Source organism: Pseudomonas sp. GW821-FHT07F01 (assembly GCF_059418825.1).
The window spans coordinates 188524-211819 of the sequence record NZ_JBWKQO010000006.1 but is presented as its reverse complement, the minus strand read 5'-3'; the positions used below and the strand labels follow the sequence as shown (position 1 = coordinate 211819).

Here is a 23296-nt window from a genome sequence, read left to right as displayed (position 1 = left end):
CCGCAGGCACAAAAAAGGCCGCTTTTGTATCAAAGCGGCCGTTCCGAAGTAGCTAAAGACCCGCAAAAATCGCTTAAGTTCCGCATTAAAAACAATAAGTTACGAGATTGTGTACAATTCGTGCTATTCGTCGGATTTCGTTTGTAAGCCCCTCGATACAGCCTCAGGATCGCGCCGTCATCCCTTTGAGGCTCCTCTATGAAGTTCTCCTCGATTCTCTTGTTGTCCCTTGGCCTGGTCAGCGGCGTCGCCTCTGCCGGAGGCACCACTGAAGCAGGTGTGGGCGGCGCATTGGGCGGGGTTCTAGGCTCGGTGGTCGGTCAGCAGATCGGCGGCAATACCGGTTCCGCCATCGGTGCGGCCCTGGGCGGCGCCGGCGGTAGCGCAGTGGGCGCGGACAAACGCAGCCGTGGCCAGGCAGCCATTGGCGGCGCCCTGGGCGCAGCCGGCGGCAATGTGGTGGGCCGCAGCATGGGCGGCAACACCGGCAGCCTGATCGGCGCAGCGGCAGGCGGTGGCGCCGGCGGCGCGCTGGGCAACTACATGGGCAATGAAAGTGCCCGGGAAGATCGCGACTACCGCGGCCGCGACGACCGCCGCTACTACCGCGACGGCCACCGTGGCCGTGGCCATGCCTACGGGCATCGCAAGCACCGCCACTACCGCGACTGATCCCCTGTAGCCGCTGCCGCAGGCTGCGAACGAGGCCGCAGGACTCGCCAGAGCAGGCGCTGCGGTGTGTCAGGCGGCTCGTGGAGACAGGTTAGCGTCTCCTGCGGAGCCGATCGCAGCCTACAGCAGCGGCTACAGATTCCAGATTCCAGATTCCAGATTCCAGATTCCAGATCGATTATCGACGTTCACGCCACCAGCAGCTGTTCCAGCGCCGCCCGCAATGCGGGCGGAATCGGCACCGGCTGGTTCGATGCCCGGTCCACGAACACATGGACAAAACGCCCCGCTGCACAGGCATCCGCCTCTCCCGCCTTGAACACCGCCAGTTCGTACTGCACTGAACTGTTGCCCAGCTTGCCGACCCGCAAACCGATCTCGATGCGTTCGGGAAAGGCGATGGACGCAAAGTAATCGCAAGCCGAGCTGACCACGAATCCCACCACCTCGCCGTCATGGATATCCAGCCCGCCCCGTTCGATCAGGTAGGTGTTCACCGCCGTGTCGAAGAAGCTGTAGTAGGTGACATTGTTCACGTGGCCGTAGACATCGTTGTCATGCCAGCGGGTGATGATCGGCTGGAAATGGCGATAGTCGCCGCGTTGCGGCATAGGCTCGGACATCAGGGCTCTCTCCCATCGATTGAAGGCCGGGCGATCGGTTGATCGCCCGGCATTTCACCCCAGGCAGCTAAGCCTGGGCAAACCCTTTTCCGGCCGCGGCCAGTTCCTCGATCAACTGCGCCGGGCGCCAATGCGCCCCGTGTTCGGCTTGCAGGTGCTGCAAACGCTGGCGGACCTGCTCCAGCCCCTGGGCATCCGCCCAGCTCATCGGCCCACCCTGCTCCTTGGGGAAACCGTAGCCATTGAGATAGACCCGGTCGATGTCGGCGGCCGACTGGGCGATGCCCTCCTGGAGAATCTTCGCACCTTCGTTGACCAGCGCCAGCAGGCAGCGCTCGAGGATCTCCTCGGAGCCGATGTCCCGGCGCCGGTAACCCAGCTCCTCGCTGACCTGCAGCACCAGCGCATCCACCTGCAGGTCGTGCTCGGCCTGGCGGCTGCCGGGTTCGTAGTGGTAGTAGCCGTCGCCACTCTTCTGGCCGAAACGACCCGACTCGCACAACCGGTTGTCGATCTGCACCTCGGGCGCATCCTGGCCCACACCGTCCAGTTGCCGGGCGCGCCAGCCCAGGTCGATGCCCACCACGTCATACATGCGGAACGGGCCCATGGCGAAACCGAACCCCTGCAAGGCGCCATCCACCTGATAGGGAAACGCCCCTTCCAGCAGCATCTTGCGCGCCTCGAGCACGTAGGTGTTGAGCATGCGATTGCCGATGAAGCCGAAGCAGTTGCCCGCCACGACACTGACCTTGCCCATGCGCTGCCCCAGGGCCAGGGCAGCGTCGAGCACCGCAGGCGCGGTCTTGGCCGCGCGCACCACCTCCAGCAGTTTCATGATGTGGGCCGGGCTGAAGAAGTGCAGGCCCAGTACCTGTGGCGCCCGCTGGGTGACTGCGGCAATCGCGTCGATATCCAGGGCCGAGGTGTTGCTGGCAAGGATCGCCTCGGGCTTGAGGGTCGCGTCCATCTGGCGAAAGATCTGCTGCTTGAGTTCGAGGTTTTCGTAGACCGCCTCGATTACCAGGTCCACGTCGGCGAGCTGTGGATAATCCGCCGCCGGCTTGATCCGCGCCACCCGCGCATCGGCCTCGGCCTGATCGATGCGCCCCTGGCGCACGTTGTGGGCATAGGTGTCCGCCACCGCCGCCAGGGCCTGCTGGAGCATCTGCGGGTTGTTGTCCAGCCAAAGTACCGGCAGGCCGGCATTGGCCAGGCACATGACAATGCCACGGCCCATGGTGCCGGCACCGATCACGGCGGCGCGCTGAATATCGAAAGCTGTCTGGCTCATGTTGGCTCTCTTGTGGGCGATCCAAAGACAGCCCCCACCATAGTCAGGCCCTCATCATTTTTGAAATTTATTCCTGTGATGAGCAGCATTCAGCAGATGGATTTTCAGCCTGGCAAATGGGCCTCGCACCACGCCCGCACTGCGGCATAAGGGTAATCTTCCAGTGCCGCGAAACCGGGGATGCTCCGAGCCTTGAGCCGGGTGAACAACGGCACGCTGATACCACAGAGAAAACGGGTCAGGCGTTCCGCCCCGGGTACATCGCCGGTGTGCTGCTGGTGCCTGTGGATAAAGTGGCCACACAGCCCGTCGAAACTCTTATCCACAAGCACGGGCAGAACCGGCGGCTCCGGCAGCCGCGCCACCTCGCCATGGCACACCGAACAATGCCCGCAACGCTGGGGTGCCTGCCGGTCGCCGAAATACTCCGCCAGGCGGTAACCCAGGCACTGCTCGGTGGCGAACAGGTCGAGCATGGCGTGGATCCGCGCAATTTCACTGCCCTCGTGGCGGGTGAAATAACCGTGCAGGTCGGCACTCAGTGCCGCCAGGTCAAAGTCAGTCTGCAACAGGCTGTAGACCTCGGTCATCTGCTTGCTTTCCAGCTCTACCCAGCCTTTTTCCTGGAAGTAGTCCAGGGCCTTGACCACCCGGTTGCGCGGCGCCTGGTACTGCTCGTAGAGCGCGTCGAAATTCACCGTGGCCCAGGTCCTGGCGCGGCTTGAAGTGTTGATCACGGCCTCGACGAAGTCCCTCCGCTCGCCTTCGAAACGCGCCAGCAGGGCCTCGGTTTCCAGCAGCAGTTTGAAGCGGTATTCCGCGAAATAGGCATAGCGCGGCGCGATCAGGCCCCGCAGTTCCAACTGCACCAGCAAGGTCTTGAGTGGCAGTTGGCGAATGTTGCTCTGGTCCGCCAGGGGGCCGAGCAGGAACTCCCATTGCCCGTCCGCCGCCGATGCCTGCAACTCCTCCAGCACACAACGGATGCCACTCAATTCCGGGGTGTCGCCGTAGACGAAGTTTTCCAGCACGTTGAGGCTGTCGCGGTTGGCCAGCACCAGGCAATCCGAAGGCTGGCCGTCGCGCCCGGCACGACCGATTTCCTGGCTGTAGTTCTCGATGGACTTGGGCAGATCGAAGTGCACCACGTTGCGGATGTCGCTCTTGTCGATGCCCATGCCGAAGGCGATGGTGGCGACGATGCAGTGGCTGCGGCCCTCCATGAAGCGACGCTGGATCGACTCGCGCTGCTCGTGGGGCAGGCCGGCGTGGTAGGCCTCGGCGGCGATGCCTTGCTGGCTCAGGTGCTCGGCGATCTGCTCGGCGGTTTTCTGCAGGGTCACGTAGACAATGCTCGGCTGCCCGGCCCGGTCGCTCATCCACTGCACCAGCCGCCGACGCTTGTCGGCGCCCCGAACCGGCTCCACCAGCAGGTTGAGGTTGGGCCGGTAGAAACCGGTGGTTACTACGTCCTGCTGGGCGATGGCGAACTTGGCCTGCATGTCGGCGATCACTTTGGGGGTCGCCGTGGCCGTCAGTAGCAGGGCCTGGGGGATGTTGAACTGGCGCTGGTAGTCCGGCAGTTTCAGGTAGTCGGGGCGGAAGTTGTGGCCCCATTCGGAGATGCAGTGCGCCTCGTCCACCACCAGCAGGGAGATGGGCACCTGCTGCAGAAAATTGCGAAAGCGTTCGTTCTTCAGCCGCTCCACCGAGATCATCAGGATCTTCAGCTCCCCGGAACGAGCCCGGGCCATGACCTCATTGGCTTCATCCCGGCCCTGGGCCGAGTCGATGCTGGCAGCGGCAATGCCGTGGCGCTGGAGGAAGGCCAACTGGTCCTGCATCAGCGCCAGCAGCGGCGAAACCACCAGGGTCAGGTGCGGCAGCAGCAGGGCCGGCAACTGGTAGCACAGGGACTTGCCCGAACCGGTGGGAAAGATCGCTGCCGCCGAGCGCCCGGAGAGCACCGCGCTGACCGCGGCCTCCTGGCCCGGACGAAACTGTGGATAACCGAAGACCTGTTCCAGGGTGCTGTGCATAAGGGTCACTCCTTGGACCGCTGACCTGTCTTGAAGACTAGCGGGACAGGTCGGCAGGGCCAGAAAAGGTCGAAGGAAAAGCGCTACCGGATGATACCGGGCACAAGAAGCTTCATCGGCAAGCCAGCCCCAGCGCAGTAGCCGGCTTGCCGCTAAAGGAGGCCACCGCTAGCGCAAGGTCCGGCAATCCAGCCACTGCACGCCGTTGTGCTGATTGGCCTTGAGCAAGGCCGGCACCGCCTGGGCGGCCTTGGCATGGGTGTCATGGAACAGAATGATGCCCCGGCGCCAGAGCAGCATCAGTGTCTGCACCCGCTGCGCGGCCGCCTCGGCGCCGACCTTCTTGCTCCAGTCCTGGGAGTCGATGTTCCACAGCATCACCTGCACCCCCTGGGCCTTGAAGAACCCGGCGCTGTCACTGCGACGCTGCCCGTATGGCGGCCGGAACAGCGGCAGGTACTCATTGGTCAACGTGCGGTTGGCCAAGTTGGCGCTGCGAATCACCGAGCTTTGCCATTCGTTCCAGGAGGAGTGGGACTTGTGCTCCCAGCCGTGTACGCCCACACACTGACCGTCGTACAACTCGCGCATTTTCCCTGCCGAAGACTGGCTCAGGCGCGCCTGAAACGAGTCCCCCAGGACAAAGAAAAGGCTATGCAGATCGTAGGCCCGCAGCACCTCGATCAACTGATCCGTAGGCCCGTCTCTCAGGCTCGGCCCATCGTCGAAGGTCAGCAGAAACTGCCGGTCTGCCAGTTCGTCGCCCAGGCGCTCTGCCGGGTCCATGCGCTGGATCTCACTGCTGACGGCGGGAAACAAGGCGGCCAGGCGCAGCTGTTCATTGAGGTACTGCTGATGAAACTGCCCACTGGCCTCACCCCAGGCGCCGTAGGCCGCCTTGCTGGCGCCGGTGAAACTGGCCGCCAGTTGCCGCAGCTCCCCAAGGCTGCGTACCTGCAGACAGAAAGGCTGGCCATCACAGCCCTGGCTGGCCTGCCGGTAGTTGCCCAGCAATTGGTCCCAAAAACGCTGGCGCAGTTGATCCACCGACTTGCGGTCAAGCTGCCGCACTCCAAGCCGCTGCTTGAGGGCCTTGTCATCCAAGGCCTCGGTGGCCAGCAGGGCTTTGCTGAACATCAGAATCTCGGCCCGGGAGGCGGTATCGAAATCTGCGGCGCTGGTCAGCGGATTCGGCCAGCCACTGCGGTCGATGGTGGCGAACACCAGCGGCCCGGCCGCCTGGGCCACCCCTGTGGTCAGACACAGCGCCAGCAACCAGGGGAAAACACGAATTCGCATACCAACCTCCATAAATGCACAACGCGCCACTGCCGGCGCGTTGTGGAGATAACTTCTGCCTGTGTGATCAGCGGTTCTGCAACCGCTCTATCGCCTTGTCGTACACCGGGTTGGCCTTCTGCTCCCGGGCCTTGCGGTAGTGCTCCAGCGCCGTGACCAATTGCCCGGCATCTTCGTAGATGCGCCCCATGTCGTAGTAGGCGCTGGCGCGTATGGTGGGTGCCGACGGGCCACTGGCCAGGGCGATTGCCTGGCGATCGGCGGCCACGGCCTCGTCGGGGCGGCTGTTCTTGCGGTTGGACAGCGCCAGGTTGCTGTAGGCCTGGGCAAAGCCAGGATCCAGCTCGATGGCTTCGCGATAGTAGATACCCGCACTGCCGAAGTCGCCCTTGCGGTAGGAAGCCTCGCCTTTCTGGTTGAGGCTCTTGGCATCCACCGGCCCCTCGTCCCTGGCCAGCACTTCATCGATGGGCTTGCCATTGGCCAGTAGCAGCGGATCGAGGTTGCTCATCCGCGACTCCACTTCCTCGTTGCCTTGCAGCACCCGATCGATGTCCTGCAGTTGGCCATTGGCCGTCAGGCGAAACACTACCCAGAGGTTGCCCTGGCGGTTCTGTGGCACCCGGTAGCTGCGCATCAGCGTCGGGCCCTTATAGACAAAGACTTGCGCCTGGCTGCGGCCCAGGCGCAAGGATTCGGGGTTATTGCCGTTGGTAAAGTCGTGCACCGCATACACGTAGGCATCGCCCGGCACAGGCTGTTCGATGGTGAGGGTCTCCGGCCCGCGGCTGTCGGTGCTATCCACATTCATCCGCGCCCCCGGCCCGGTGCCGGTGGCGTAATACAGCAACCGGTGGGGATAACTCAAATGCGCATCCAGGTCTTCCCCCGGTGCACTCCAGCTCAGCACCACGCGCAGGCTTTGCGGATCCTTGAGCACCGGGCTCATGGCGTAGCTCAGCCCCTGGCACGGGCACTTGGCCCGCAGGTCGGCATAACCGAGCTTGCGGATCAGCAGTTCACCGGCCGGCGAATCGGCGGCCTCCAGCGTCACTCGCCCCTGGGCATCGGTCCGCCCGGAAGCCTGCCCCAACTGCACTTCGGCATCGGCCAGCACCGCGTCCTTGACCACCGCATCCAGCACCTGGAGCGACAACGACTGAGCCTGCACCGGACTCATCAGCATCCCTAGCCACAACAACGCCGCCAGGCGGAAAAAAGCCATAACAAAATCCCTGTAGATAACGACGGCCGGACCTCTGTCCCGCCCCACCCATCAGCGGCGAACCATACACAGTTTTGCCCGCCAATGCTCGGCCTGGCGCCGTAAATACAGCGTAAAACGACAGTCTTGCCTACCCGGAGCAACGCCCCCCGTCCCGACCTCCGAGCACTTGCAAGCCAAACCCCTACTCGCCTTACACTGCAGCTCCTGGAAACCGCAAGTGAACCCCGACCATGCAACTGGCCCCCGGCTTTCCCGACGACGTCATCATGCGCCAGCTCATGCAACTGCTGCATGAGGAACTAGGCCTGCCCGAGCGCAAGACTCTTCGCCTGAACACCGCGATCAATCTCGACCTGGGTTGCGACGGCGCCGACGCCCGTCATTTACTCAACGCTCTGGAAGAACAGTTTGATATCGATTTTGTCGATTTCGACAGCTATCGCTACTTCCAGCCCGAAGGCTACGATGTGTCCCTCAAGCGTCGCGCCAAGGGTCGGGGAGATAAGCTCCCGCTGACCATCGGCATGCTGTACCGGGCGCTCAAGGAGCAACGCTGGGACACTCAGGAGCTGGAAGGCCTCTAAGGTCCACGGCAGTACATAAGGAAATGCCGTGGACGTACTGATGGGCTTGCTCGCCGCCCTGCTCTGGGGCGGCACCGATTTTCTCGTGGGGCTCAACGTGCGCGCCGTAGGCGTGAAACGTGCGGTGTTCTTCAGCCAGAGCCTGGGGTTCACCCTGATGAGCCTGCTGCTGGTGATCTTTCCCGCCTTCCTGCTCAAGGCCATGGCCGCGCCCCTGGAGGTATGGCTGATGGGCGTGGTCGCCGCGGCCTTCACCGTCTCCGGCGCCCTGGCCCTGGGCAAGGCCTTCGCCCTGGGCAAAGCCTCCATCGTCGCCCCATTGGTGACCTCCTACGGTGTGGTCACCACCTTGCTGTCCTGGGCCAGTGGCGAGCAGATCAGCCTGCTGCAGCTCATGTGCATCCTGTTGTGCGTGATCGGCGTGATCCTCTCCAGCCTGCACTCGGACTCCAAGCTGCCCCACAGCACCGCCGCCGGCCGCTCGATCTTCTTCGCCCTGCTCTCGGCCTTCCTCTATGGCACCAGCTTCTGGCTGCAGGGCCGCTACACCCTGCCGCAACTGGGGCCGATCAGCATGCTCTGGCTGGGTTACGCGGTGGGCAGCGGCGTGATGCTGCTGATGGTGTTCAAAGTTGCGGACGGGCTGAAGATCCCGCCGCTGAAGAACTGCGGCCTGCTGGCCTCCACCAGCCTGATGAACCTGGGCGCCTTCTTCGCCTTTTCCTGGGGTGCCATGAGCGGCTCGGTGTCGGTGGTGACGGTAATCAGCACCCTGTCCGGCGGCATCGCTGCGGTGCTGGGCTATGTGTTCTTCAAGGAGCGGCTGACGGCGGTGCAGGTGACGGGGGTGGTGCTGGTGTTGCTGGGGGCGCTGGTGTTGCACTTGAAGACGTGAGGGTGTCTGGCTGGCCCAGGGGATGCCGCGCATCCCATCGCAGCCTGCGCCTGCGGGTACAGCGGCGCACAAAAAAGCCGCCCCGAAGGGCGGCTTTTTCATTGCAGGTCGAGGCTTACAGCTTTGGACCGGCTGCCTTGATCGCGTCGCTCACGTCGAACTTCTTGAAGTTCTCGATGAACAGGCCGGCCAGGGCCTTGGCGGCTTCGTCGTAGGCGGCTTTGTCAGCCCAGGTGTTGCGTGGGTTGAGCAGGCCGGTCTCGACGCCCGGTACGGCTTTGGGCACGTCCAGGTTGACGATGTCCAGGTGCTCGGTCTCGGCACCGATCAGCGCGCCGCTCTGGATCGCTGCAATCACGCCACGGGTGGTGGGGATGTTGAAGCGTTTGCCCACGCCGTAGCCACCGCCGGTCCAGCCGGTGTTGACCAGGTAGACCTTGGAGCCGAAGCCGCGGATGCGTTTGATCAGCAGCTCGGCGTATTCGCCCGCCGGACGCGGGAAGAACGGTGCGCCGAAGCAAGTGGAGAAGGTCGACTTGATGCCCGAGCCCGAACCCATTTCAGTCGAGCCCACCAGAGCGGTGTAGCCGGACAGGAAGTGGTAGGCGGCTTGCTCTTCGCTGAGGATCGACACCGGCGGCAGTACGCCGGTCAGGTCGCAGGTCAGGAAGATCACGGCGTTAGGCTCGCCACCGAGGTTCTTCGGTGCGCGTTTTTCGATCAGCTCGCGCGGGTAGGCGGCGCGGCTGTTCTGGGTCAGGCTGTCGTCGGCGTAGTCGGCTTTCTTGGTGACCGGGTCGATCACCACGTTTTCCAGAACGGCACCGTGCTGGATGGCTTTCCAGATCACCGGCTCGTTCTTTTCCGACAGGTCGATGCACTTGGCATAGCAACCGCCTTCGATGTTGAACACCACGCCCACGCCCCAACCGTGTTCGTCGTCACCGATCAGGTAACGGCTTTCGTCAGCGGACAGGGTGGTCTTGCCGGTGCCCGACAGACCGAAGAACAGGGTCACGTCGCCTTCTTCGCCCATGTTTGCAGCGCAGTGCATCGGCAGTACGTCGGCAGCCGGCAGCAGGAAGTTCTGCACGGAGAACAGGGCTTTCTTCATTTCACCGGCGTAGCGCATGCCGGCGATCAGCACTTTCTTGGCCGCGAAGTTGAGGATCACGGTGCCATCGGAGTTGGTGCCGTCGCGCTCTGGCTCGCAGACGAAGTTCGGCGCGTTGAGGATCTGCCACTCATCCTTGCCACCGGCGTTGTACTGCTCGGGGTTGATGAACAGGCAGCGGCCGAACAGGTTGTGCCAGGCGGTCTCGGTGGTCATTTTCACCGGCAGGTAGTGCGCCGGATCGGAACCTACATGCACATGGGAAACAAAACGCTCGCGCTCGCCCAGGTAGGCTTCAACGCGGTCCCACAGGGCGTCGAACTTGGCCGCCGGGAACTTGCGGTTGATCGGGCCCCAGGCGATAGCGTCCTGGGTGCTGGGCTCTTCTACGATGAAACGATCCACTGGCGAACGGCCGGTACGATGACCGGTGCGAACCACCAGAGCGCCGGTATCGGCAAGCTCGCCCTCACCGCGGTTCAGGGCTTCTTTGACCAGATCATCCACACTCAGATCGGTGTACACGGCGTTATTGGCTTGCGTCATGAGGTTCCCCGTCGGCCATTGGCCGAGTGCTCCAAACGTTTTGTAGTAGAAACTCGCGCACTACTACCGCGAAAAAAGTGCGCCGGATTATGCCAGAAAAGCCCCAAAATAGTAGGGCCCTCCCGTCAGCACGGCGTAATTCCGGCGTTTGCCAGGTAATTTACCTGCGCTGAATCGTTTTAGTGACGAGTATCTGACGGCGTGTCCACGCCCGCCCCCGCGAACAATTGCGCGATATCAGCGGCATCGAACAGGTAGCGTTCGTTGCAGAACTGGCAATCGATCTCGATGCTGCCGCCATGTTCGACCACCAGTTGCTGGGCATCTTCCAGACCCAGGCTGACCAGCGCATTGCCCGAGCGTTCCCGCGAGCAACTGCAGCGAAAACGCAGCGGCTGCACGTCGAACAGGCGCACGGCTTCTTCGTGGTACAGGCGGTGGAGCACGGTTTCGTTGTCCAGGCTCAGCAGCTCATCGGCGGTCAGGGTGCTGGCCAGGGCAGTGAGGTGCTGCCAGCTGGCGTCACGCTCTTCCTGATCACGCAGGCGGTCGGCGGGCAGTTGTTGCAGGAGCAGGCCACGGGCGCTGCGGCCGTCGGCATAGAGCCAGAAACGGGTGCCGGTCTGTTGCGACATGACGAAGTAGTTGGTGAAGCATTCCGCCAGGTTGGTGCCGTCCAGGTCGACGATGCCCTGGTAGCGCTGGCCATTGGTCGGGTCCACGGTCAGGGCCAGGACGCCGTTGGGCATCAGGTCGGCGAGGGTGGCATCAGGGGCGATCTGCTCCGCGTCGTAACGGGCCAGGCCACGGATCTCGCGCTCGCTGGAGCACTCGATCATCAGCAGCGGCACCGGGCCTTCGGAACGGGCCTGGAGAATCAGCAAGCCATCGAATTTCAGGGTGCCGACCAGCAACGATGCCGCCGCCATCAGTTCGCCAAGCAGCTGTGCAACCGGCTCGGGATAGGGGTGTTTGGCGAGGACTTCCGCGTAACTGCGCTCCAGCGCCACCAGCTCGCCGCGGGTGTCGCTCTCATCGAAGATGAAGCGTTGAGTGAAGTCGGTATCCGGCAAATCAGTCATAGGTCTGGGTATCTGAATGATGACAAAAAGGTGACAAGCACCGAAAATTGCGGCTTTGCACCATGAGGGTGCAGTTTTGCGGTGATTGGAGATATTTTATGAACAATCCGGGTTTGTTCCAAGCAAGGTGGAACCTCGGCAAGCTGGTTCTGTGCAATTTACTCCCTTTGGCCCTGCTGGGTTTCTGGTTGTGGCCCACCGGGCAGGCGCTCTGCACGGTCTTCGACGAATGGCTGTTCCACCACCTCAACGCCCCTCTGGCAAGCAACTCGACCTGGCTGCATATCTGGGCCGTGGCCAGCCTGCGGCCGTTCGATATCGTGGTGGGGCTGATCATGCTCGGCCTGCTGATTCGCGGTGACTGGGTGTTCAAGGCGGTGGACGTGCGCCGTGCCTTCTTCGGCTTTCTATCGATCCTGATTCTGATGGTGGTGATTCGCGCGCTGTTTTCCAAGCTGGTGGCCGTCATGAACTGGCAGCACAACAGCCCGTCCATGGTGCTGGAAGGCGCCGTGCACATGAGCGACTACTTCCCGGGCTGGGAAAAGACCTGGGAACTCAAGGACCGCTCCAGCCAGAGCTTCCCGGGCGACCACGCTTCGGTGCTGCTGATCTGGGGCCTGTTCATGGGGATCTTCAGCCGCAGCATCGGCCAGTTCCTGATCGTCTGGGGCCTGACCCTGCTGTTCATGATGCCGCGCCTGGTGGCAGGCGCCCACTGGGGCCAGGACGACTACATCGGCGGTGTGCTGCTGGCGGTGCTGGCCCTGGGCTGGGGCTACTACACCCCGTACGCGGCGCGGATGTCGAACTTCCTGCTGCGCCTGACCCACCCGCTGTTCAACCTGTTGAGCCGGATGCCCGTGCTCTCGCGCATGAGCGTGGTGCGCGCCAGCAGCCTGCTGCGCTAAGCAGCCCCGTAGGAGCCGGCTTACCGGCTCCTACGGTTTCATTCGTGGTTGCTGCCGTGGAACTTGAACAGGTCCCGGCGCTGTTTCTTGCTCGGTTTACCGTCGGTGCTCACTCCTAGGGCACCAGCCTTGCGCTGGGCCGCAGCGGCTTCGCGCTTGGCGATGCTGGCCTCGGTTTCCGCGTACAGAGCCTGCGCTTCAGGAGCGCCACGGCGGACGATGGACAGGGCCTGGACCACCACGGTACGTTCGTCGAAGCCGGCGCGAATCTGGTATTCATCGCCTACCCGCGGCTCCTTGCCCGGTTTGCAGCGCTCGCCCCGGTGATGCACCTTGCCGCTTTCAATCGCTGTCTTGGCCAGGGCACGAGTCTTGTAGAAGCGCGCTGCCCACAGCCATTTATCCAGACGAACCTTGTCCTCTTCTTCCTGCTTGTGCGCCACTGGAATTCCCCTCGCTGAAAAATGTCGCAACTTTACCGCCTGCAAGCGGGCTCTCATAAACCCTGCCGCTCACCTAAAATAACCCAGGTTGCGCCCTGATACGCGAGGAGTCCCCGTGACTGACTTCCCCACTTCCCTGACCTCGCCCGGCAACCGTTGCGAAGGTTGCCAGCAAAGCCAGCCACTGGGCTTCGATTTTTCCTTCGCCTACCAGCCCATAGTCGATCTGCGGGACCACTCGGTCTTCGCCCATGAAGCCCTGGTGCGCGGGGTCAATGGCGAAGGGGCGGGAACGGTGCTGGGCCAGGTCAATGACAGCAATCGCTACCGTTTCGACCAGCGCTGCCGGACCCAGGCAATCACCCTCGCCGCCCAGTTGGGTATGCAAAGCCACCTGTCGATCAACTTCATGCCCAACGCCGTGTACCGGCCGGAACTGTGCATCCGCAGCACCCTGGAGGCAGCCCGGGCCCAGCGTTTTCCCCTGGACCGGCTGATTTTCGAAACCCTGGAAAGCCAGCACGTAGATAACTATCGCCATTTGACCAATATTCTGCGTGAATACCGCGAATTCGGCTTCAAGACCGCCATCGACGACTTCGGCTCGGGGTACTCGGGGCTGAACCTGCTGGCGGATTTCCAACCCGACCTGATCAAGCTCGACATGGCGCTGGTGCGCGATGTGGACCAGGATCGCGTACGCCAGGCGATCATCCGCGCGATTGTCACAATGTGTGCGGAGTTGGGGGTTACAGTCATCGCCGAAGGTATTGAAAGCGCCGGTGAACGGGACTTTCTCAGCGACTGTGGAATTTATCTGATGCAGGGCTACTGGTTCGCCAAGCCTGCATTCAAAGCCCTGGCCGAGGTTCCGGCCGCGGCCTGGAACAGCTAATTGCGGATTTTCCTTATTGAAGACTTTTGACCATTTGACCGTTGTCGGTCTGCGCGAGTGGGTGGCGCTCCCGGATCTGGGCGTGGCCGGCCTGCGCGCCAAGATCGACACCGGGGCCAGCACCTCCAGCCTGCATGCCACCGAGATCGAGCCCTTCGAGCGCGACGGTGAGCAGTGGGTGCGCTTCAATGCCCACCTGGGCAGTGTGGTGCAGTTGCGTCACCGGCGCTGCGAAGCACCGCTGGTGGCGATGAAAACCATTAAAAGCTCCAACGGCCAGGCCCAGGTGCGCTACGTGATCAGCACCACCCTGGCCCTGGGCGATCGGGTGTGGCGAGTGGAGTTCACCCTCGCCTGCCGCAAGGCCATGCGCTATCGCCTGCTGCTGGGTTCCAAGGCTCTGATCGACGGCCAACTGGTGGTCAATCCGGGCATCAAGTACGTACAAGACAAACCGGTGTTCCCGGTATCCACTACCTCTGCCACAGGTGTTGCATGAAGATCGCTGTGCTGTCGCGTAACCCGCGTCTGTATTCCACTCGTCGTCTGGTCGAGGCCGGCACCGAGCGTGGCCATGAAATGGTGGTGGTCGATACCCTGCGGGCCTACATGAACATCGCCAGTCACAAGCCGCAGATCCACTACCGCGGCAAGCCCCTGGAAGGCTTCGATGCGGTGATCCCGCGGATCGGTGCCTCGGTGACCTTCTATGGCTGCGCGGTGCTGCGCCAGTTCGAAATGATGGGGGTGTTCCCCCTCAACGAATCGGTGGCCATCGCCCGCTCCCGGGACAAGCTGCGCTCGCTGCAGTTGCTGTCGCGGCGTGGCATCGGCCTGCCGGTGACCGGCTTCGCCCATTCCCCGGACGACATTCCCGACCTGATCGAGATGGTCAATGGCGCGCCGTTGGTGATCAAGGTGCTGGAAGGCACCCAGGGCATCGGCGTGGTGCTGTGTGAAACCGCCACGGCGGCGGAATCGGTGATCGAGGCCTTCATGGGCCTGAAGCAGAACATCATGGTCCAGGAGTACATCAAGGAGGCCGGCGGCGCCGACATTCGCTGCTTCGTGGTGGGGGACAAGGTGATCGCGGCGATGAAACGCCAGGCCAAGCCGGGGGAGTTCCGCTCCAACCTGCATCGCGGCGGCAGCGCCAGCCTGATCAAGATCACTCCCGAAGAACGCATGACCGCGCTGCGGGCGGCCAAGGTCATGGGCCTGAGCGTGGCGGGGGTGGATATCCTGCGTTCCAATCACGGGCCGCTGGTGATGGAAGTCAATTCCTCGCCGGGCCTGGAAGGCATCGAGACCACCACCGGCAAGAACGTGGCGGGAATCATCATCGAGCACATCGAGAAGAACGGCGGGCCGAACATGACCCGGACCAAGGGCAAGGGCTAGGGATCGCGTTGCCGGCCTTGCGCTGGCAAGCCAGCTCCTACGGGCTATGTGCTGCCTGCAGGAGCGAAGCCCTGATCAATCCGCATCACGGGGCAGCAGCAAGCCCAGCGGCAGGCGTACCCGCGCTTCCAGGCCACCACCGGGGCGGTTGCGCAGTTCGACATTGCCACCGTGCATGGCGGCAATCCGCTTGACGATGGCCAGCCCCAGCCCGGTGCCCTTGCCGCCCCGGGCACGGTCGCCACGGGTGAAGGGGTTGAAGATCGCTTCCAGTTCCGAAGGATCGATCCCCGCGCCACGGTCCATCACGCTGAGCACCACATAGGGCGCATTGGTGTCACCGGACACATAGGCCGCCACTTCCACTTCCGTACCCGCATGATTCAGGGCGTTACCGATCAGGTTGTTGAGCAGGCGCTTCATCGACACCCGGCGCAACGGGAACGGCTGGATCGGCTCCAGGCGCAGGTGCACCCGCTCTTCGTTCTGGTTGTAGGGCGCCGCCACTTCCTGCACCAGATCGCCCAGGTCCACCTCTTCCACCGACTCGTCGCGCCCATCGCGAATGAAGGCCAGGAACTGGTCGAGAATGGCGTCCATGTCCTCGATATCCCGCACCATGTCGTCGGTCAGGTCAGTGTGATCGCCCATCAATTCCAGGGACAGGCGCAGCCGGGTCAGCGGCGTGCGCAGGTCGTGGGACACCCCGGCCAGCATCAACTCCCGTTCTCGCCCTGCCTGTTCCACGTCCTCGGCCATCTGGTTGAACGCGCGGTAGACCTCGGTCATCTCGCTGGGCGTATCGCTGATGGGCAGGCGCACGCTGCGTCCCTGGCCCAGTTGCCGGGCGGCATACACCAGGCGCTTGAGGGGCTGGTTGAGCTGGCTGACGAAAATCCAGGCCGAGGCGGTGGACAAGAGGCCAATGGCCAGGAACCAGCCCAGCACGCTCCAGATCTTCTGCCCCCGCAGCGGGTGGGGGTACAGCGGCACCTTGAGCCAGCCATCCCCCAGGCTCGGCGCCCGCACCCAGAGCGCCGGCGGCGCATGCATGCGCAGGCGCACTTCGGTGTCGGCGCCCAATTCGGCCTGCATCTGCCGCTGGTAGATCTCGCTGTAGGGCCAATGCTGCTCGCCGGCCGGTACGCCGCTGCCCACCACCTTGATCAGGCCGGCAGCCTCGGCGATCTGGTCACGGTTGGATTCATCGGCGGCCCAGTAGGCTCGCAGGGTCAGGGCCACGCCGTGGCTGTACTGCCGGTCCACCAGCACGTCCTCGTTCATCAACAGATAAACCAGGGTCAATGCCTTGGAAAACAGCACCACGATCAGCACCAGCCACAGGGTGCGGGAGAAGAAACTCTGGGGGAACCACAGCGGGGTTTTCATAACAGCCACTACACACTTTGCAGGAGCGACTCGCGCTCGCACCGTTGCGGAATGCGAACGCCCGGGTCGTTACCGGCCCGGGCGTTGGCTCCTACAAATCAATGATCACTTGGTCGCGGTGCCATCCGGCACAAAGACATAACCCACGCCCCAGACGGTCTGGATGTAGCGCGGCTTGGAAGGATCGGGCTCGATCATCCGACGCAGGCGGGAGATCTGCACGTCAATGGAGCGCTCCAGGGCGTCCCATTCGCGACCACGGGCCAGGTTCATCAACTTGTCCCGGGTCAGCGGCTGGCGGGCGTTCATCACCAGCGCCTTGAGCACCGCGAATTCACCGGTGGTGAGCATGTGCACTTCATTGCCGCGCTTGAGCTCGCGGGTGGCCAGGGACAACTCGTAGTCGCCGAAGGTCACGCTTTCGTCTTCGCTGCCCGGCGCACCCGGCACCGGGGCGGACTGGCGACGCAATACGGCCTTGACCCGCGCCATCAGCTCGTCGGGGTTGAACGGCTTGGCCAGGTAATCGTCGGCGCCCAGTTCCAGGCCCTTGATGCGGCTCAGCTCGTCGCCCTTGGCGGTGAGCATGATGATCGGAATCTGGTTGTTCGCGCTGCGCAGGCGGCGGCATGCGGTCAAGCCGTCTTCGCCGGGCAGCATCAGGTCGAGTACCACCAGGTTGAACACTTCGCGACCCAGCAGGCGATCCATTTGCTCGGTGTTCGGTACTGCGCGGGCACGGTAGCCCTTGCTGACGAAGAAACGCTCCAGCAGGCTGCTCAGCCCAGGGTCGTCGTCAACAATAAGAATTTTTTCGCCTTCAGCAGTTTGTACAGTGCTGCTCATTGGATGCTCCTCTAATCTCGGTGCGCATTATGGCGTAGCTGCCGTTATACGCACCGAGTGCATTGTTAGCAGATTTTTCCTCTATCGCCAGCAAACCCGCTGTCGGCCTGAGGCTGGCGATCACCCCGCAACGGCTAACGCTGGGTATAATGCGCCGCCTTTTGTGTTGGGCAATATCTGATCAGTACGCCTGCGGCCGGTTTATTTTTTTACCCGGGCCGGCAGTATTTTTTCGATTTCACGGGTCAACAGGCAGTCTTTTGATCCAGGTGGCGGCGCGTGCCAGGCCGCTCAACCAGACTCGCCGGGCCTTATTTTCGTGCCCGCGGGCCTGCTTTCACAATTTGTCAGGTGGTTTTATGGACAGCATCAACAGCCGCATTGCCGAGGAACTCGGCGTACGCCCACAACAGGTCGAAGCGGCCGTCGCTCTATTGGATGAAGGCTCCACCGTGCCCTTCATCGCCCGCTACCGGAAAGAAGTCACCGGCAGCCTCGATGACACCCAGCTGCGTCATCTGGAAGAGCGCCTGCGCTACCTGCGAGAACTCGACGAACGGCGGATCAGCATCCTGGCCAGCATCGAAGAGCAAGGCAAGCTGACCCCGGAGCTGGCCCGCGACATCAAGCTGGCCGACACCAAGACCCGCCTCGAAGACCTTTACCTGCCTTATAAGCAGAAGCGCCGCACCAAGGGCCAGATCGCCCTGGAAGCCGGCCTCGGCGAACTGGCCGACGGCCTGTTCAACGACCCGAACCTGGCTCCGGAAACCGAAGCCGCACGCTTCGTCGACGCCGAAAAAGGCGTGGCCGACGTCAAGGCCGCCCTGGAAGGCGCCAAGTACATCCTGATGGAGCGCTTCGCCGAAGACGCCAGCCTGCTGGAAAAGCTGCGCAATTTCCTCAAGCAGGAAGCCACCATCAGCGCCCGCGTGATCGCCGGCAAGGAAGAGGAAGGCGCCAAGTTCCGCGACTACTTCGAACACGATGAACCACTCAAAAGCATGCCGTCGCACCGCGCCCTGGCAATTTTCCGTGGCCGCAACGAAGGCATTCTCAGCTCCGCGCTGAAAGTCGGTGACGAGCTGCCGGGCACCATGCACCCGTGCGAAGGCATGATCGGCCAGCAATTCGGCATCCAGAACCAGAACCGCCCGGCCGACAAATGGCTCGGCGAAGTGGTGCGCTGGACCTGGAAGGTCAAGCTCTACACCCACCTGGAAACCGACCTGCTGGGCGAACTGCGCGATGGCGCGGAAACCGAGGCGATCAACGTCTTCGCCCACAACCTGCACGACCTGCTGCTGGCCGCTCCGGCCGGCCCGCGCGCCACCCTGGGCCTGGACCCGGGCCTGCGCACCGGCTGCAAGGTGGCGGTGGTGGATGCCACCGGCAAGCTGCTGGACCACGCCACCGTCTACCCCCATGTGCCGCATAACAAATGGGACCAGACTCTGGGCATTCTGGCTGCCCTGTGCGCCAAGCACTCGGTGGACCTGATCGCCATCGGCAACGGCACCGCCAGCCGGGAAACCGACAAGCTGGCGGCCGAGCTGATCAAGAAATACCCGGCCATGAAGATGACCAAGGTCATGGTCTCCGAAGCCGGTGCATCGGTGTACTCGGCCTCGGAGCTGGCGGCCAAGGAATTCCCGGACCTGGACGTATCGATCCGTGGCGCGGTGTCCATCGCCCGCCGCCTGCAGGATCCACTGGCCGAGCTGGTGAAGATCGACCCCAAGTCCATCGGTGTCGGCCAGTACCAGCACGATGTCTCGCAACTGAAACTGGCCCGTGGCCTGGACGCGGTGGTGGAAGACTGCGTGAACGCCGTGGGCGTCGACGTCAACACCGCCTCCGTGGCCCTGCTGGCGCGGATCTCCGGCCTCAACGCGACCCTGGCGCAGAACATCGTCAGCCACCGCGACGAACACGGTGCCTTCAAGACCCGCGCCGCGCTGAAAAAAGTCGCCCGCCTGGGTGAAAAGACCTTCGAACAGGCCGCCGGCTTCCTGCGTGTGATGAACGGCGACAACCCGCTGGACGCTTCCGCAGTGCACCCGGAAGCCTACCCGCTGGTACAACGCATCGCTGCCGACACCGGCCGCGACATCCGCTCGCTGATCGGCGACAGCGGCTTCCTCAAGCGCCTGGACCCGAAAAAGTTCACCGACGAAACCTTCGGCCTGCCCACCGTCACCGACATCCTCCAGGAACTGGACAAGCCCGGCCGCGACCCGCGCCCCGAGTTCAAGACCGCCGAGTTCCAGGACGGTGTCGAAGACCTCAAGGACCTGCAACTGGGGATGATCCTCGAAGGCGTGGTGACCAACGTCACCAATTTCGGGGCCTTCGTCGACATCGGCGTGCACCAGGACGGCCTGGTGCACATCTCGGCGCTGTCGGAGAAGTTCATCAAGGACCCACGCGAAGCGGTGAAGGCCGGTGACGTGGTGAAAGTGAAGGTCATGGAAGTCGATATCCCGCGCAAACGCGTCGGCCTGTCGATGCGCATGGGCGACACCCCGGGCGAGAAGATCGACGGTGCCCGTGGCTCCCGCCCCGGCTCGGCGCCACGCTCCTCCCAGGGCAATGCACCGCGCAAGGAGAGCGCCGCGCCCGCCCCGAGCAACAACGCCATGGCCTCGCTGTTCGCCAACGCCAAGCAGTTGAAGAAACGCTGATGCAGATCCCTGCCGGCCTGACCGAAAGCGCCTTCAGCCAATTGCTCGGCTGCCGTCTGCAACGCCTGGAAACCGGCGAAGCGGACGTCGCCCTGGAGCTGACCCCGCAACTGCGCAATCGCGGGCAGAAGCTGCACGGCGGGGCGATCTTCAGCCTGGTGGACATTGCCATGGGGCTGGCCTGCTCCAGCACCCACGGCTTCGACCAGCAGAGCGCCACCATCGAGTGCAAGATCAACTACATCCGCGCCGTGGCCGAGGGCGAGGTGCTGTGCCGGGCCAAGGTGATCCACCCCGGCCGCCGCACCCTGGTGGTGGAAGCGGATGTGATCCAGGGCGACAAACTGGTCGCAAAAGCACAAGGCACCTTCGCGGTCCTATAGCTCCCTGTCATGTATTTGGGTTAATTTCGGCGCTGCAAAAGCGGCGTCGGAGTTTTCTGCCCGCGCTAAAGCCAGATTCAGGGATGAAGGATTGGCGTTTTCAGGCGAGTCGGCTTGACTCAAAAACCAGGCGAAAACGCCAGTTTTAACTTCACCCTTGTAGACCGTCCTGCCCACCCCCATATTGGGGCGACTGACGCGTGAAGGAATCCAACTTGAGCGAACTTCTCAACCGCCGCCTGGCTCTGCTCGGCGAGCGCGCTAACCTCTCTCTGCTCGAGCAGTGCCTGCACGGCATCGAACGTGAATGCCTGCGTGTCACCGGCGAAGGCCGCCTGGCACAGACCCCGCACCCGGAAGAACTGGGTTCCGCGCTGACCAACGAACAGATCACCACGGACTACTCCGAGTCGCTGCTGGAGTTCATCACCCCGGCCCTCAAGGACCCGGCGGACACCCTGGCCAGCCTCGACAAGATTCATCGCTTCGCCTACAGCAAGCTCGGCAACGAGTACCTGTGGAGTCCATCGATGCCGTGCCCGTTGCCGGCCGAGGAAGATATCCCCATCGCCTACTACGGCACCTCCAACATCGGTCAGCTCAAGTACGTGTACCGCAAGGGCCTGGCCCTGCGCTACGGCAAGACCATGCAGTGCATTGCCGGGATCCACTACAACTTTTCCCTGCCGGAACAGCTATGGCCGCTGCTCAAGCAGGCCGAGGGCTTTGTCGGCACCGACCGTGACTACCAGTCCTCGGCCTATATCGCGCTGATCCGCAATTTCCGTCGCTACAGCTGGCTGCTGATGTACCTGTTCGGTGCCTCGCCGGCCCTGGACGCGGGCTTCCTGCGCGGCCGCTCGCACCAGCTGGAGCAGTTGGACGCCGAGACCCTGTACCTGCCCTACGCCACCAGCCTGCGCATGAGCGACCTGGGCTACCAGAGCAAGGCCCAGGCCGGCCTGACCCCTTGCTACAACGACCTGAACAGCTACACCGACAGCCTGCGCAAGGCCGTGGCCACGCCCTACGCGCCCTATGTGGAAGTCGGCACCCACAAGGATGGCGAATGGGTGCAACTGAACACCAACATCCTGCAGATCGAAAACGAGTACTACTCCAACATCCGCCCCAAGCGCGTGACCTACACCGGCGAGCGGCCGATCCAGGCGCTGATGGCCCGGGGTATCCAGTACGTCGAAGTACGCTGCCTGGACATCAACCCGTTCCTGCCACTGGGCATCGACATCCAGGAAGCCCGCTTCCTCGACGCCTTCCTGCTGTATTGCGCACTCAACGACAGCCCGCTGTTCGAGAACAACGAGTGCGGCAATGCCACCTCGAACTTCCTCGCCGTGGTCAAGGAAGGCCGGCGCCCGGGCCTGCAGCTGCAACGCCAGGGCCAGCCGGTGGAAATGAAGGAGTGGGCCGCCCAACTGCTGGAGCAGATCGCCCCTCTGGCCGCCCTGCTCGACCAGAGCCATGGCAGCGACGTGCACAGCAAGGCCCTGGACGCCCAATTGGCCAAGGTCAAGGATTCGTCCCTGACCCCTTCGGCCCAGGTGCTGGCGGCCATGAGCGAGCACAAGGAGAGCTTCACCCAGTTCTCCCTGCGCCAGAGCCAGGCCCATGCCGAGTACTTCCGCAGCCAGGCCCTGAGCAAGGAAGAGCAAGCCGCGTTCGAAGAAGCGGCGCGCAAATCCCTGGAACAGCAGACCGAGCTTGAACAGAACGAGGTGGGTGATTTCGACGTGTTCGTCGGTGCCTACCAGGCCAGCATCCTGGCCATCAGCAACTGACGCTTCGCCGGCCGGCCGGCTCCTACACCCCTCCCGTAGGAGCCGGCTTGCCGGCGAACAGCACGCTGCATATTCCCCTCATAAGCTAATGCAAATAAGTTATTTATTTCTGCATTCTTAGATCATTTAGTCTCCTCCCACGCCGATCACCGGTCGCCTATGAGGAGCCTCCCATGAAACTGCATTTCCCCCTTCGCCTCCTGGCGGCCGCGTCCCTGGCCGCAGCGAGTTTCTTCGCCCAGGCGGCCGACGTCACCGTCGCCTACCAGACCACCGTCGACCCGGCCAAGGTCGCGCAAGCCGACGGCAGCTATGAAAAAGCCACCCAGGCCAAGATCAACTGGCGCAAATTCGATAACGGCGCCGACGTCATCGCCGCCATCGCTTCCGGCGATGTGCAGATCGGCTACCTGGGCTCCAGCCCGCTGACCGCCGCCATCACCCGCAAGGTGCCGGTGCAGACCTTCCTCATTGCCACCCAGATCGGCGCCGCCGAAGCCCTGGTGGCCCGGGACGGTTCCGGGATCAACAGCCCTCAGGATCTGGTCGGCAAGAAAGTCGCCGTGCCCTTCGTTTCCACCGGCCACTACAGCCTGCTGGCAGCCCTGAAGCACTGGAACATCGACCCCTCGAAAGTGCAGATCCTCAACCTCGCGCCACCGGCGATCATCGCCGCCTGGAAGCGCGGCGATATCGACGCCACCTACGTCTGGGACCCGGCCCTGGGCGTGGCCAAGGAAAACGGCAAGGTGCTGATCACCTCCGGTGAACTGGCCAAGTTCGGTGCGCCGACCTTCGATGCCTGGATCGTGCGCAAGGATTTTGCCGAGAAGCACCCGGAAATCGTCACGGCCTTCGCCAAGGTGACCCTGGATGCCTACGCCCAGTACCGCAAGGACCCGCAAGCCTGGCTGGCCAACCAGGGCAACGTCGACAAGCTGGTGAAACTCTCCGGAGCCAAGGCCAGCGATATCCCGCTGCTGCTGCAGGGCAACGTCTACCCGCTGGCCGCCGACCAGGTGGTCAGCCTCGGTGCGCCGACCACCAAGGCCATCACCGACACCGCCGCGTTCCTCAAGGAGCAGGGCAAGGTCGAGGCAGTGCTGCCGGACTACGCCCCCTACGTCAGCGCCAAGTTCATCCCTGAATAACCCGCGTCAGGACAGGAG

21 protein-coding genes are annotated in these 23296 nt (G+C 63.2%); 11 read left to right on the top strand and 10 right to left on the bottom strand.

Annotation, left to right across the window (positions count from 1 at the left end; translation table 11 throughout):
* Positions 1 to 198: 198 nt before the first annotated feature.
* A complete protein-coding gene (locus tag AC07R1_RS22795; RefSeq protein WP_011058670.1) occupies positions 199 to 672 on the top strand; it encodes a glycine zipper domain-containing protein in 474 nt (157 codons plus the stop codon).
* Positions 673 to 860: 188 nt separating this feature from the next.
* Here AC07R1_RS22795 and AC07R1_RS22790 read toward each other — a convergent pair whose 3' ends face one another.
* From AC07R1_RS22790 to AC07R1_RS22770, 5 genes are all read right to left on the bottom strand, one after another.
* Positions 861 to 1295 (bottom strand): acyl-CoA thioesterase, encoded by a 435-nt coding sequence (locus AC07R1_RS22790; RefSeq protein WP_011058669.1) that lies wholly within the window; start codon positions 1293 to 1295, stop codon positions 861 to 863.
* A gap of 67 nt (positions 1296 to 1362) precedes the next feature.
* A complete protein-coding gene (locus tag AC07R1_RS22785) occupies positions 1363 to 2589 on the bottom strand; it encodes a 3-hydroxyacyl-CoA dehydrogenase (RefSeq protein WP_495110961.1) in 1227 nt (408 codons plus the stop codon).
* A gap of 104 nt (positions 2590 to 2693) precedes the next feature.
* Complete coding sequence (locus AC07R1_RS22780; protein ID WP_495110960.1) at positions 2694 to 4628, bottom strand: RecQ family ATP-dependent DNA helicase; 1935 nt, start codon at positions 4626 to 4628, stop codon at positions 2694 to 2696.
* A gap of 168 nt (positions 4629 to 4796) precedes the next feature.
* Positions 4797 to 5927 carry a polysaccharide deacetylase family protein gene (locus tag AC07R1_RS22775; protein ID WP_123431238.1) on the bottom strand — a complete coding sequence of 377 codons (1131 nt, stop codon included), beginning with the start codon at positions 5925 to 5927 and terminating at the stop codon, positions 4797 to 4799.
* 67 nt (positions 5928 to 5994) lie between these two features.
* Positions 5995 to 7152 (bottom strand): YfaP family protein, encoded by a 1158-nt coding sequence (locus tag AC07R1_RS22770; protein WP_495110959.1) that lies wholly within the window; start codon positions 7150 to 7152, stop codon positions 5995 to 5997.
* A gap of 233 nt (positions 7153 to 7385) precedes the next feature.
* On the opposite strand from AC07R1_RS22770, the gene AC07R1_RS22765 reads away from it, so the two are divergent.
* Both AC07R1_RS22765 and AC07R1_RS22760 read left to right on the top strand, forming a co-directional pair.
* Positions 7386 to 7739, top strand: coding sequence for a DUF1493 family protein (locus tag AC07R1_RS22765; protein ID WP_495110958.1), 354 nt, complete (start codon positions 7386 to 7388; stop codon positions 7737 to 7739).
* 40 nt (positions 7740 to 7779) lie between these two features.
* Positions 7780 to 8634 (top strand): EamA family transporter, encoded by an 855-nt coding sequence (locus AC07R1_RS22760; RefSeq protein ID WP_495111039.1) that lies wholly within the window; start codon positions 7780 to 7782, stop codon positions 8632 to 8634.
* A 115-nt stretch (positions 8635 to 8749) separates the two neighbouring features.
* Here AC07R1_RS22760 and AC07R1_RS22755 read toward each other — a convergent pair whose 3' ends face one another.
* Positions 8750 to 10294 (bottom strand): phosphoenolpyruvate carboxykinase, encoded by a 1545-nt coding sequence (locus AC07R1_RS22755; RefSeq protein ID WP_011058662.1) that lies wholly within the window; start codon positions 10292 to 10294, stop codon positions 8750 to 8752.
* Between the two features lie 179 nt (positions 10295 to 10473).
* Positions 10474 to 11376 carry an Hsp33 family molecular chaperone HslO gene (gene hslO, locus AC07R1_RS22750; RefSeq protein ID WP_011058661.1) on the bottom strand — a complete coding sequence of 301 codons (903 nt, stop codon included), beginning with the start codon at positions 11374 to 11376 and terminating at the stop codon, positions 10474 to 10476.
* Positions 11377 to 11474: 98 nt separating this feature from the next.
* Here hslO and AC07R1_RS22745 point away from each other — a divergent pair, with 98 nt between their 5' ends.
* Positions 11475 to 12287, top strand: a complete 813-nt coding sequence (locus AC07R1_RS22745; RefSeq protein ID WP_011058660.1) for a phosphatase PAP2 family protein — start codon at positions 11475 to 11477, stop codon at positions 12285 to 12287.
* A gap of 38 nt (positions 12288 to 12325) precedes the next feature.
* Here the strand turns inward: AC07R1_RS22745 and AC07R1_RS22740 are convergent, their stop codons facing one another.
* Positions 12326 to 12730, bottom strand: a complete 405-nt coding sequence (locus AC07R1_RS22740; RefSeq protein ID WP_011058659.1) for an RNA-binding S4 domain-containing protein — start codon at positions 12728 to 12730, stop codon at positions 12326 to 12328.
* Positions 12731 to 12845: 115 nt separating this feature from the next.
* Between AC07R1_RS22740 and rimA the strand changes: the two genes are divergently transcribed.
* From rimA to rimK, 3 genes are read left to right on the top strand one after another with little or no spacing between them, the layout of a single operon-like run.
* The gene (rimA, locus tag AC07R1_RS22735; RefSeq protein WP_011058658.1) at positions 12846 to 13625 is read left to right on the top strand and encodes a S6 modification regulatory phosphodiesterase RimA; all 780 of its coding nucleotides are present in this window, start codon (positions 12846 to 12848) and stop codon (positions 13623 to 13625) included.
* A gap of 16 nt (positions 13626 to 13641) precedes the next feature.
* Positions 13642 to 14124: a retropepsin-like aspartic endopeptidase RimB gene (rimB, locus tag AC07R1_RS22730; protein WP_007931742.1), complete on the top strand. Its 483-nt coding sequence runs from the start codon at positions 13642 to 13644 to the stop codon at positions 14122 to 14124.
* Positions 14121 to 15026 carry a 30S ribosomal protein S6--L-glutamate ligase gene (gene rimK, locus AC07R1_RS22725; RefSeq protein ID WP_007931744.1) on the top strand — a complete coding sequence of 302 codons (906 nt, stop codon included), beginning with the start codon at positions 14121 to 14123 and terminating at the stop codon, positions 15024 to 15026. The genes rimB and rimK overlap by 4 nt, the downstream gene beginning before the upstream one ends.
* A 75-nt stretch (positions 15027 to 15101) precedes the next feature.
* Here the strand turns inward: rimK and AC07R1_RS22720 are convergent, their stop codons facing one another.
* Together AC07R1_RS22720 and ompR are read right to left on the bottom strand one after the other, a co-directional pair.
* On the bottom strand, positions 15102 to 16415 hold the full coding sequence (locus AC07R1_RS22720) for an ATP-binding protein (protein WP_220223540.1): 1314 nt from the start codon (positions 16413 to 16415) through the stop codon (positions 15102 to 15104).
* A 105-nt stretch (positions 16416 to 16520) separates the two neighbouring features.
* Positions 16521 to 17261: an osmolarity response regulator transcription factor OmpR gene (gene ompR, locus AC07R1_RS22715; protein ID WP_011058656.1), complete on the bottom strand. Its 741-nt coding sequence runs from the start codon at positions 17259 to 17261 to the stop codon at positions 16521 to 16523.
* Between the two features lie 359 nt (positions 17262 to 17620).
* On the opposite strand from ompR, the gene AC07R1_RS22710 reads away from it, so the two are divergent.
* From AC07R1_RS22710 to tauA, 4 genes are all read left to right on the top strand, one after another.
* The gene (locus AC07R1_RS22710) at positions 17621 to 19945 is read left to right on the top strand and encodes a Tex family protein (protein ID WP_011058655.1); all 2325 of its coding nucleotides are present in this window, start codon (positions 17621 to 17623) and stop codon (positions 19943 to 19945) included.
* A complete protein-coding gene (locus AC07R1_RS22705) occupies positions 19945 to 20328 on the top strand; it encodes a PaaI family thioesterase (protein WP_011058654.1) in 384 nt (127 codons plus the stop codon). Before AC07R1_RS22710 ends, AC07R1_RS22705 begins: the two co-directional genes overlap by 1 nt.
* A gap of 215 nt (positions 20329 to 20543) precedes the next feature.
* The gene (gene gshA, locus AC07R1_RS22700) at positions 20544 to 22127 is read left to right on the top strand and encodes a glutamate--cysteine ligase (RefSeq protein ID WP_026020196.1); all 1584 of its coding nucleotides are present in this window, start codon (positions 20544 to 20546) and stop codon (positions 22125 to 22127) included.
* Positions 22128 to 22300: 173 nt separating this feature from the next.
* A complete protein-coding gene (gene tauA, locus AC07R1_RS22695; RefSeq protein ID WP_011058652.1) occupies positions 22301 to 23278 on the top strand; it encodes a taurine ABC transporter substrate-binding protein in 978 nt (325 codons plus the stop codon).
* The last annotated feature ends 18 nt before the right edge of the window (positions 23279 to 23296 follow it).

What these genes read in the sequence shown, in the direction of transcription:
- AC07R1_RS22775 (WP_123431238.1), bottom strand. Translation starts at nt 5,927, where the DNA reads ATGCGAATTCGTGTTTTCCCCTGGTTGCTGGCGCTGTGTCTGACCACA.
- AC07R1_RS22795 (WP_011058670.1), top strand. Translation starts at nt 199, where the DNA reads ATGAAGTTCTCCTCGATTCTCTTGTTGTCCCTTGGCCTGGTCAGCGGC.
- AC07R1_RS22755 (WP_011058662.1), bottom strand. Translation starts at nt 10,294, where the DNA reads ATGACGCAAGCCAATAACGCCGTGTACACCGATCTGAGTGTGGATGAT.
- AC07R1_RS22705 (WP_011058654.1), top strand. Translation starts at nt 19,945, where the DNA reads ATGCAGATCCCTGCCGGCCTGACCGAAAGCGCCTTCAGCCAATTGCTC.
- AC07R1_RS22720 (WP_220223540.1), bottom strand. Translation starts at nt 16,415, where the DNA reads ATGAAAACCCCGCTGTGGTTCCCCCAGAGTTTCTTCTCCCGCACCCTG.
- ompR (WP_011058656.1), bottom strand. Translation starts at nt 17,261, where the DNA reads ATGAGCAGCACTGTACAAACTGCTGAAGGCGAAAAAATTCTTATTGTT.
- AC07R1_RS22745 (WP_011058660.1), top strand. Translation starts at nt 11,475, where the DNA reads ATGAACAATCCGGGTTTGTTCCAAGCAAGGTGGAACCTCGGCAAGCTG.
- rimK (WP_007931744.1), top strand. Translation starts at nt 14,121, where the DNA reads ATGAAGATCGCTGTGCTGTCGCGTAACCCGCGTCTGTATTCCACTCGT.
- AC07R1_RS22770 (WP_495110959.1), bottom strand. Translation starts at nt 7,152, where the DNA reads ATGGCTTTTTTCCGCCTGGCGGCGTTGTTGTGGCTAGGGATGCTGATG.
- hslO (WP_011058661.1), bottom strand. Translation starts at nt 11,376, where the DNA reads ATGACTGATTTGCCGGATACCGACTTCACTCAACGCTTCATCTTCGAT.
- AC07R1_RS22760 (WP_495111039.1), top strand. Translation starts at nt 7,780, where the DNA reads ATGGGCTTGCTCGCCGCCCTGCTCTGGGGCGGCACCGATTTTCTCGTG.
- AC07R1_RS22710 (WP_011058655.1), top strand. Translation starts at nt 17,621, where the DNA reads ATGGACAGCATCAACAGCCGCATTGCCGAGGAACTCGGCGTACGCCCA.
- AC07R1_RS22790 (WP_011058669.1), bottom strand. Translation starts at nt 1,295, where the DNA reads ATGTCCGAGCCTATGCCGCAACGCGGCGACTATCGCCATTTCCAGCCG.
- AC07R1_RS22765 (WP_495110958.1), top strand. Translation starts at nt 7,386, where the DNA reads ATGCAACTGGCCCCCGGCTTTCCCGACGACGTCATCATGCGCCAGCTC.
- AC07R1_RS22780 (WP_495110960.1), bottom strand. Translation starts at nt 4,628, where the DNA reads ATGCACAGCACCCTGGAACAGGTCTTCGGTTATCCACAGTTTCGTCCG.
- AC07R1_RS22785 (WP_495110961.1), bottom strand. Translation starts at nt 2,589, where the DNA reads ATGAGCCAGACAGCTTTCGATATTCAGCGCGCCGCCGTGATCGGTGCC.
- tauA (WP_011058652.1), top strand. Translation starts at nt 22,301, where the DNA reads ATGAAACTGCATTTCCCCCTTCGCCTCCTGGCGGCCGCGTCCCTGGCC.